Source organism: Acinetobacter sp. Ver3 (assembly GCF_000632455.1).
GTDB lineage: Bacteria > Pseudomonadota > Gammaproteobacteria > Pseudomonadales > Moraxellaceae > Acinetobacter.
On the sequence record NZ_JFYL01000178.1, the window covers coordinates 1 to 667 of the forward strand.

Sequence of the window (667 nt, forward strand, 5' to 3'; positions counted from 1 at the left end):
ATGGCGGATGAGTCATTGATGGGTCCAAGTACAGCTTATCGTTTAGCGAAGCGTAATGCTGCTTCTGTGTTTGCTGTAAAAGTTGCTCAGTCTGGTGGCCTACTCGAAGGTCGTGATGTAGCAACCATTGCAAACCTCGCTGGTGTAGATCTGTATGGTGGCACGATGCTTGAAGGTTCTGTTGGCACCATCGCTTCTGCACATTTGTTCTCGACCTTTGAGAATTTGGCATATGGCACTGAATTGTTTGGTCCATTGCTGTTGACTGACGAAATTTTAAAGACCCCGCTTCAATATCGTGATTTCGAATTACATCTGCCTCAAGGCAATGGTTTAGGTATTGAGTTGGATTTAGACAAGATTGACAACCTTCGCCGCAAATAAGCGACGTGATACATCAGGAGTGAGACATGCTGTTTCATGTACGAATGGATGTGAACATCCCACTGGATATGCCAGTTGAAAAAGCGAATGAGATTAAAGCTGTTGAAAAGGCATATTCGCAAGAGTTACAGCAACAAGGCAAGTGGCGTCATATCTGGCGAATCACAGGTCAGTATTCAAACATCAGTATTTTTGATGTGGAAAGCAATGAAGAGCTTCATTCAATTTTACAAGGTCTTCCGCTTTACCCATATATGAATATCGAAGTAATGGCGTTAAATCG

The 667-nt window shown here is 43.0% G+C and carries 2 protein-coding genes; both read left to right on the forward strand.

Going from position 1 to position 667, the window contains the following annotated elements; genetic code table 11:
- Positions 1-384, forward strand: a 384-nt coding sequence (locus CL42_RS16235) for an enolase C-terminal domain-like protein (RefSeq protein WP_035271039.1), incomplete at its 5' end; no start/stop codon positions are given.
- Positions 385-410: 26 nt separating this feature from the next.
- Positions 411-667 (forward strand): muconolactone Delta-isomerase (catC, locus tag CL42_RS16240; protein ID WP_035271042.1); only part of this gene is annotated, 257 nt, incomplete at its 3' end.